This window comes from Nitritalea sp. (assembly GCF_054166705.1).
Window position 1 is genome coordinate 46,737 of record NZ_JBSZCV010000017.1, and the last position, 9,062, is coordinate 55,798.

Annotated in this window: 7 protein-coding genes; 5 read left to right on the forward strand and 2 right to left on the reverse strand. The window is 47.7% G+C overall.

Features of this window, described 5'->3' with window-relative positions; translation table 11 throughout:
• Positions 1-10: 10 nt before the first annotated feature.
• Complete coding sequence (locus tag ACXIT9_RS12805; protein WP_458056635.1) at positions 11-652, forward strand: AlbA family DNA-binding domain-containing protein; 642 nt, start codon at positions 11-13, stop codon at positions 650-652.
• A 105-nt stretch (positions 653-757) separates the two neighbouring features.
• Here ACXIT9_RS12805 and ACXIT9_RS12810 read toward each other — a convergent pair whose 3' ends face one another.
• Positions 758-1,705 (reverse strand): 1-aminocyclopropane-1-carboxylate deaminase/D-cysteine desulfhydrase, encoded by a 948-nt coding sequence (locus ACXIT9_RS12810; protein ID WP_458056636.1) that lies wholly within the window; start codon positions 1,703-1,705, stop codon positions 758-760.
• Positions 1,706-1,774: 69 nt separating this feature from the next.
• On the opposite strand from ACXIT9_RS12810, the gene ACXIT9_RS12815 reads away from it, so the two are divergent.
• Positions 1,775-2,824, forward strand: coding sequence for an RluA family pseudouridine synthase (locus ACXIT9_RS12815; RefSeq protein WP_458056642.1), 1,050 nt, complete (start codon positions 1,775-1,777; stop codon positions 2,822-2,824).
• A 686-nt stretch (positions 2,825-3,510) separates the two neighbouring features.
• Complete coding sequence (locus tag ACXIT9_RS12820; RefSeq protein ID WP_458056637.1) at positions 3,511-7,959, forward strand: hypothetical protein; 4,449 nt, start codon at positions 3,511-3,513, stop codon at positions 7,957-7,959.
• Positions 7,960-8,083: 124 nt separating this feature from the next.
• On the opposite strand, the gene ACXIT9_RS12825 is transcribed toward ACXIT9_RS12820, so the two are convergent.
• Positions 8,084-8,206, reverse strand: a complete 123-nt coding sequence (locus ACXIT9_RS12825) for a hypothetical protein (protein WP_458056638.1) — start codon at positions 8,204-8,206, stop codon at positions 8,084-8,086.
• A 95-nt stretch (positions 8,207-8,301) separates the two neighbouring features.
• Here ACXIT9_RS12825 and ACXIT9_RS12830 point away from each other — a divergent pair, with 95 nt between their 5' ends.
• Both ACXIT9_RS12830 and ACXIT9_RS12835 read left to right on the forward strand, forming a co-directional pair.
• Positions 8,302-8,562 (forward strand): hypothetical protein, encoded by a 261-nt coding sequence (locus tag ACXIT9_RS12830; protein WP_458056639.1) that lies wholly within the window; start codon positions 8,302-8,304, stop codon positions 8,560-8,562.
• The coding region (locus ACXIT9_RS12835; RefSeq protein ID WP_458056640.1) for a 6-bladed beta-propeller at positions 8,559-9,062 on the forward strand (504 nt) is incomplete at its 3' end. The genes ACXIT9_RS12830 and ACXIT9_RS12835, both read left to right, overlap by 4 nt.

Genomic DNA, 9,062 nt, shown 5'->3' on the forward strand with positions numbered 1-9,062 from the left:
ACTTCACATTATGCAACTATCTGACGTACATCGCCTAGCGGCCAGGGGAGAGGGGCTTCATATCGAGTTCAAAAAAAAAGCCACGCACCCGGAAAAAATCGTTCGCGAACTGGTGGCCCTCGCCAATACAGAAGGAGGCCACCTGCTTATCGGCGTGGACGATGATGGCACGGTGAGCGGGCAGCGCTTCATCGAGGAGGAAATCTTCGTCATGGAAAATGCCATCGAGAAGTATATCCGGCCAGCGCTGGGCTATGAACTCAGCCTGTTTAAACTCAACGAAAAGAAAGGAGTGGCCGTCTTTTATGTGGCTTGTTCCCCGCACCGCCCCCACCTGGTGAAAGAAGGAGCGCAGCGCCAAGCCTACGTGCGGGTGGCTGACAGGAGTATCAAGGCCAGTCGCGAAATGTGGGAGATCCTAAAACGCATCGATCGCCCCGATGCCGCCCCGTTCACCTATGGGGAAAAAGAAATGAAATTGATGCAGCTCCTCCAAGAAAAGGAACAAATCACGCTCCAAGAGTATGCCCGTGCAGCCGAACTGCCTATTTTTTTGGCCTCCCGGACTTTGGTCCGCTTGGTACTCGCGAATGTGCTGGAAATTCTTCCCCGAGAGGAGCAGCAGGACCTATTCCAGATGAAAGCGACCTGATACCGCGCCTGAATTTTGGCCCTGGGGCCAAAAGCAATGCACGCAACAAGGGGGAAAGCTGCTTAGAAAAAGTCCTTCCAGACCTGTTTCGTGGTTCCGGGCTACTCACAGCCAGGCCAGCGGGAGTGCTCCATAGCGGCCCCCTCGAAAGAGATAGCCCCAGTTGCCCTGCAGTCCGCCTGTATGCAGGACCAGCAGCTCCCTGTCGGCTGTGAACCGCCCTGCAAGTATCGCCTTTTCGATTGAAAAAAGGACTTTGCCCGTGTACACGGGGTCTAAAACGATGCCATTAACTTGATAAAAGTCCCGAATAAACTGTACCAGTGGAGCACTAAAGCGTCCATAGCCGCCCTCGTGCACCTCCGAAGGCCACACGGACCAAGTAGCCCTCGGCGCAGGAAAATCCACTAACAGCTCCTGCACACTGTCTGCCATAAAATCGCCTTTCAGCACCGGCAGTACATGTACATGTTGGCTAGGCTGAGCCCCTATGATGAGTCCTGCGGCTGTCCCTCCTGTGCCTGCAGCAGTAAAAATTTCCTGCACATCGGCAGGAATATAGCGTCCCACCTCCGCCATGCCGCGCACAGCAAGAGGGCCGGTCCCTCCTTCGGGGATAAAATAGGCGCTACCGAACTGCTGCTCGAGCATCGCTAAAAAGGCCTGCTCTTCTTTTTGGCGATAGGCCCCGCGGGGGACAAAGTGCAACTTCATGCCGCAGCGCTCCGCCCAGTAAAGTGTCGGATTTCGTGGCCGCTTATCACGCAGCTCCTCTCCGCGAATAATGCCGATAGACTGCATCCCCATCTGGCGCGCGGCAGCCGCCGTGGCCACGAGATGATTCGAAAAAGCCCCACCGAACGTTAGCAACTGCCCGAAGCCACGCTGCTGCGCTTCCCGCAAAGCATAAAAGAGCTTAAAATACTTGTTGCCAGAAATCAAGGGGTGCACCTGATCCAGACGAAGCATGCGCAGCCGAGGAAAACCGCCCCGCGGTACAGCTCTTAATGGAAAAGTGAGCGTGGTAAGTGGAAGAGCATCGGGAAACTGCATAGAAAAGAGAATTTAAACGCCTAAAGATCCGAAACTTTTTAGAAAGCACCGTACTTTTGTACCATGAGCATGTTCGAAGACGAGGAAGAAGACGAAGCCCTTCAGGGCGGTGATGCGCGCTCCCTCTACCAGCACCACGAAATTCATGTGGACAAAGGCCAGCAGCCGACCCGCATCGACCGGTTTCTGACCGATAAAGTAGCAAATGCCACCCGAAATAAGGTGCAGCAGGCTATCGACAGCGGTCAGGTGCTGGTGAACGGGCAGCCGACGAAGGCGAACTATAAAATCAAACCAGAAGATCATATTCAGGTCCTGCTGGAGGAGCCACCGCGCGATAGCACCGTTTACCCCGAAGCCATTCCTCTCGATATCGTGTTTGAAGACGATACACTTTTAGTGGTAAATAAACCCGCAGGTATGGTGGTCCACCCCGCCCATGGCAACTGGTCCGGGACCCTGGTGAACGCACTCGTGCATCACTTTCAGCAGCTGCCCACACTTCCGGGAAACACGGGCAGACCGGGACTCGTACACCGCATCGATAAGGACACCTCCGGCCTGCTCGTCATAGCGAAAACGGAGGATGCGATGACAAGCCTGGCTCGGCAGTTTTTCGATCATAGCATCGAACGTGAGTATTATGCCTTAGTTTGGGGCGAGCCCCAAAGCGAAACAGGTACCATAGATGCCGCCATCGGCAGAAGTGCAAAAGACCGTAAGATGATGGAAGCCTTTCCGGATAATAGCCAAGGGAAACCGGCTAGAACCCACTGGAAAGTCCTACAAAACCTACGTTATGTGAGTTTAATCGCTTGTAGGCTGGAAACGGGCAGAACACATCAGATTCGTGCGCACATGAAGTTTCTCGGGCATCCTCTCTTTAATGATGCCATGTACGGGGGAGATAAAATCCGGAAGGGCACCACCTTCTCCCAGTATCAGTCCTTTATAAAAAACTGCTTCCAACTCCTTCCACGTCAGGCGCTGCATGCCCGCTCGCTAGGTTTCGTGCATCCTGTGACCCAGGAAAAGCTGTATTTCGAATGCCCACTCCCCGAAGATTTCCAGCAAGTCCTCGATAAATGGGTCCACTACGTGCAGTATAACGATAAATAGCGCGTTAAAAGTGGCAAAAAACTGCAAAGTGAGCAAAAACTAAAACAATAGGATAATAAATTGGTAGTTTGGTCTCTCCATATTAATAAGTTGTTAAGTACATGGCCCAAAAATTAACATATAGCTATATTTCGCCAGAATTATCGAAAAATCACTAACAGAAAACTGACTAGGCCCTATCGAGTTTATTGAAAAATTACCTTTCGCAATCGTTACCAAAAATCACTTTATCATTTAAAAGCCCTTAAAATAAATTTTATGTAATTATTAGGCTTTTTTCTTTCGATATTTTCAAGAGTCAACTTTCTGCCGTATATTTGTAATGTTGTTAGACAGTAATGTTTGACAGTAGTGATCTGGAGATCCACTGGTGAGGGTTCGATTCCTTCCACTACACAGGTTATTTTGGGTTTATTGTTAATTGACTAAAGCTATGAAAATTCTTTTCATAGCTTTTTTATTTTTTCTCCCTCCATAGTCTTGCGCCTTCCTCGATTTTTACTGCTTGTCTTCCTATTTTTGACCTAAACCGAGCTGAAAACTTGGCATTTCCTTTGTACTTTTTAAAAAGCTAACGTTAGGACTCCAATTCCGTTAAAATTTGGATATCGGCGAGGCTTAAAAACCAAGAACCACAGTAAAGCTCAAAAATTCCTTGTATTTTAGTAGAAGCCTAAACCACATCCGTGCAGAAACCCATCTACAAAAGAAAAGCCTTTCGCCTCCTTGCGTTACTTATAGGCCTATTCCTCGCGCTCCACGTCGTGCTGTACTTCAGCGCGGACTGGTTGCTGCGTGGCTATCTGCAGCGGAAAGTAACCGAACTTTCGGAGGGAAAGTATGCCCTGGAATTCGATCGCTTCTACATCTCCTTTTTAGAGCGTGGTGTCGGCTTCCGAGAGCTGGAAATCAAGCCCCTCCTTAGTAAAGAAGAGATGAAAGCCCTCGAAAGTGACCTCCCCCTCTTCCGCGTTTCCTTAAAGCATATCAGTCTGAAAGGGCTTTTCTATCAGTTTTTGTCCAAGGAATTCAGGATCGGGACCCTACGCGTGGAAAGTCCTGAGCTGGACTTCGCCCTAAATGATTTTAAGGAAGATTTACTAGACGGCTTGGAGGAAGATGCAGCATCGGCCTCCTCGGAGAGCCCACTGCAGCTTTTGGAGCAGGAGCTCCAAAAAACATTTCTTCGCAGCGTTCTCGAGGAAATACGTATCGTCAACCTCTATATCCAAGACGGGGATCTACTACTTGAAAACTTCATCGCCCAGCGAAGCATGAAGGCGGAGAAGACGAATATTTACCTAAAGAACATGCGTCTACTCCAAGAAAGAGATCCCGCCACGCCCTTAAACGCTGAAGGCTTCGAAATCGAGCTCTCGCGCTTCGAACTGCTACTGGCAGACTCAGTCCACACGATCTTTGCTGATAATGTCAACATCTCTTCGCTAGAGTCCTTTATTCGGGCGAAAGCCCTTCGGGTCCGTCCGAATTTTGAAAAAGAAAGTAAAACTTATCTGGCATTGGGCTTTAACCAGCTCTCGATCACCGAAGCAGACATTAATAGGGTTTTCTATACGAGTGAAGTGATCATCGGAGATCTGCTTTTACATCAGCCTGAAGTGCATGTCTACAGCGCGTCAGGTAGCAGCGGGTCCTCCACGGCATCGCTGGAAGAAGCTCCTGTAGACGCTGACAACTTGTACCCACTGGTAGAAGGTATTTTGAAAGAAATTCGCATTGAGAAACTCCGCATCCAGGAAGGCACTTTTAGCCAGGCGCTGGTAGAGGAGCGAGAGCGCAAGAGGGTGGAAATAAATCGTCTGGATTTACAGATGGATGCCGTCTACATCGGACCAGAAAGTAACACCTTGGATCAGTTTTTCTTTGCAGCGGAAGCTGCCATGGAGCTCTACGACGTCACTATCCGCTTAAACGATCGTCTTCACGATATTCGAGCTGAGTTCGCGCGCTTGGATTCTAAGGAAGATATCGTGCGCGTGGAGAAATTCACGATCAGGCCAAACCCAGGCAGCGGTGGAGACAGTGACAGCACCCTGCTGGCCGTGAATCTGCCTGAATTCTCTGTTGAAAAAGCGAATCTTAAAAAAGTCTATAACGAAGGCATCTTCGATGTACAGAAACTGCTAATCGTCAAACCGGAGTTTGACATAAAAGACCTTAGCAGAAAGCAAGAAAGCAGTAGTGGCTTGGATCTGCGGGAGTTGACCAAGGACTTTTTGCAAGCGATTTATATCGAAGAATTCGAAATACAGGAAGGAGCTCTAACCGTCGATAACCGCTCGCTGCAAGAACAAGACAGCCTTTCTTTCGGGCGGTTCAACTTGAGGCTGGAGGCTTTTCAACTGGATGAGGAGACGGAGAATAGCCCCGATGCGGGTATTTTTTATGCCCAACACCTGGCGCTGGAGTTGTCCGATTACGCGCTTAAATTAGCGGATAATGTGCATCTGTTTCGTGCGGACCACCTGCGTTTAGATACCAAAACGAAAGAGGTTTCTATCGATAACTTCCGTATATCAGCCCTAGACTCTGCCAATTTACAGGAAACACTGCGTGATCAGAAGAAAACAACAGGATTAGCCATTCATGTTCCGCAGTTTAAGGCCTATGGGGCAGATCTGAAGCGTGCCTATTTTAACAAAGAGCTGCTCATCCAGAAAATAGAGGTACCTGCGCCGGAAATCGCTATTACCAAGTTCTTTGCCGCTCAGGCGGAGGAAACAGACAGTAGTGAGCTGCCTGTAGACGAAGAAAAAGCAGATATCGTAGCGCTACTCAGCAGTTACTTTAACCGTGTGGCCGTTCGCGAGCTACTCATTTCTTCCGGCTCGCTTTCTTTCGAAAATAAAGTTGGGGAAAACATGAAAACCTTTTCCGAGGACAAGGTAAACATTCGCATTCAGGGTTTCGAAGTGCGCCCAGACACGGACAGCAAGGAACTCAGCAATTTATTTTCCGAAGAGGTGGACATTCGCTTGAACGAATATGTATTCGACTTGGCAGATGGGCGCTATGCCATCACCGTAGATGCCATTAATTTTAATAGTCAGCGAGAGGAGATTACTAGCCAAAATGTGCGGCTGCGGCCAAACACGTCCTTCAAAAGTAATTTTAAAATATCGGCTGTGGCGCCTTCCTTGTCTTTTACGGGAGTGGACCTCGAGTCTTTCTTATTCGATAGTGAGCTGCTCCTGAATAAGATCAAGCTTTCGGACGCTACGGTCACCTTACTTTTTAACAACGACGTAGACGGAGAAAAAGAGTCGAACAACGATTCTGGTGAGCGTCGAGACAGAAACCTACCCAAGGCACTTACCACCATTCGCATCGACACGGTAATGGCGGAGCGTGCACGCATAGAAGTAGACCTTATCGAAGAGGGAGTACGTAAACAGATCATTAACACAGCGGTATTCTTTCAGATAGATGGCTTTAAACTGGATCCAGACCGATTAGAGCAAGGGCAAATAGCAAATTTCTTCGACGATATACAGCTTACAGTGGATGCTTTTCGCTTGGATTTGGCCGATGAAATGCATCAAGTGACCTTCGAATCGGTTTCTTTTGACACTCGGTACGAGGGAGTTCTGATGAAAAACCTAGAAATCACGCCTAAGCATGACCAGCCAAAACCTGGGCAGCCGCTTATCGAAGGGGCGATCCAAAGTCTGCTCGTCAAAACGAATCAACTGAAAGAGCTACAGCGAAGCAAACGACTTGAACTGAAAGAAGTCAGCCTTTTCAAGCCCACCCTTGCACTGCGCCTGGACCCAGAAAACCCCATGGTAATCGAAAAAAACCTCTTTGGTATCGAGCGTACGAATAAAAATGAGGACGAGAAGGCCCCCTTTCTAGAGGTAGTCCATATCGATCGTCTGCGTGTAGAAGAGGCTGACTTTGACTTGCAGCGGCAGTCAGGAAATTCGACGGGACAAAATCTCCGCTCGCTGAACCTGTCCCTGGATGACCTGACTTTTGACTTACGCAAACAGGCTGAGCGAGTCTCGCTGCATACTTTAATCAACAAAAATTTCGACATTACGCTTTCAGACTACCGTTTTAATCTGCCAGACAGCTTAAATCAGGTCCGCCTAGGCTACCTTACCTTCTCGAACGAACGCATCATGCTGGAAGACATCTCGCTGGTGCCGCGTTATGGGCCCTTTGCCTATACCCGTAAAAAAGGGCATCAGGTAGATGTAATGGAACTTCACATACCCCGGATGACCCTGCACGAACCGGACTTGGAGACCTCTCTTTCCGAAGGAGGTCTATTCGGCCGATTCCTGCAAGTAGAGGAAGTGGATTTTCGGATTTTTAAGGATAAACGTGCCCCAGAGCTAGAAAAAGTGAAAGAGATGCCGCAGGCGCTTATGCGTCAAATGCCCTTTTTAGTGCGAATAGACAGCATCGCATTAGAAAACGCACTGATCAGTTACACAGAATTTCCAAAAAATGGCCTTGTGCCGGGCACAATCACCTTTCAGCGGCTAGATGCTACTCTTGGGCCTATACACATGGGAGACACTGAGGACTTCCCTTTCCTATTGGAGAAAACGAACTTACAGGCACAGGCGTATCTGAATGGGCAAGCGAAGATCCGCCTCGAAGGACTTATGCGCTATGAAGCACCCTACCCGATGACCCTGCATGCCCGGGCAGACTCCTTCGATCTGGCTACTATCAACTCTATTCTGGAACCGAATGCCTTTGCGCGGGTGCGCAAAGGTAGCTTTAATGGGGCCAGCTGGAAATTTACTGCCGATCAGTTCGATGCGCGCGGCAGCATGAAACTGTACTACAAAAATCTGAATTTAGCCCTGCTCGATGAGCGCACCTTAGAAGAAGCACGTGGCAGAAAAGGGGTGCTGACCTTTGTGATTAACGTCCTTGCGGTACGTAGTAATAATCCCCGGAAAATTTTCGGCAATACCGTTAGTGCACGCATCTACGCAGAAAATCCCACAGACAAGTTTATTTTTAACTACTGGTGGCGAGCCACTCTCTCAGGCGTAAAGGGAAGTTTGGGGCTCGGCCAGCCGAAAATTCCAAAACGAAAAGAAGAGGAACCGACCACAGATCCGGAGCGCATACCTAAAAAAGAGGAGGACTAAGCATCAGCCTAGCAAACTTAATCGCTATCGAAAGCCTTCATGTACCCATATCCTCAGCTTTATAGTCCGACAGTGTTGGATGCAGTCCCATTCGGCCAAATAAGCAAGAAGCCAAACCCTTGGGTTAGGCGATCAGAACGAGGTAAACCACCACCCAAGTGACGCTTACTTTAAACATATTTACGCTCGTAGAACCTGCTTCGTATAGTCCAAACCATCCAAAGTAAAGCTTAGGAAAAAAATTCATGCAAAATCAAAATTTTTTCACAGAATACTTGCAAAAAAAAAAATAATTTAGCTTTGAATCATACAATAATCTTTGTTCAATTCAATCAAAATTCTATGAAAGCAAAAGTAGTTACTTTATCGCTGATCACATTATTTTGTGTCGGCACGTTCAGCGCATTAGATGCAGCTGAAAAAAAATGGTCAAGTATGAAAATGACACCCGTATACGATAAAGTATCGGGGTTTAAAATGAGTATAATGGGTGCGAATATCGATGCTTCTAAGCAAGAAAATCTCGTTGGATATGCTTATAACTGTAAATTATCAGTAGGAAAGTGTGAGACAGATGATCAAAAATTTGTACCGGTAAAATGAAAATAAGCCAGTATTTTGCATCATTAATATGCATATGTTTGACCCAGATTCACGTCTCCTGCAATGGGCAGGAGGCGTCCTCATTTACAGGAAATGAATCAACCGATGTTGTAAAAATTATCGTTCGATCAAAGGATATACAAGAGTCATTTACAGTGACACCCGAAAAAGTATCAGAACACTTTGTCGTTCCACTAGAAACGACTGACGCGAGCTTAATCGGTAAACTTGATAAAGCCATCAGACATGAGGATAAAATTTTCGTGCTTGATAGTGATTTAGCGAAAACAGTTTTCTGTTTTGACCTTGATGGAAAATTTCTGTTTAAGCTAGGCCGCTTAGGCAAGGGGCCCGGAGAGTATCGCGAATTGAGAGATATCGTCCTATACCCAAGTACCAATGAAATAGGAGTTTTGGATGGCGATAAGATTATCTGGTACAATACCGGAGACGGTTCTTTTACAGGCGCAGCGACTGAATTGAAAAACATTATGTTAGAC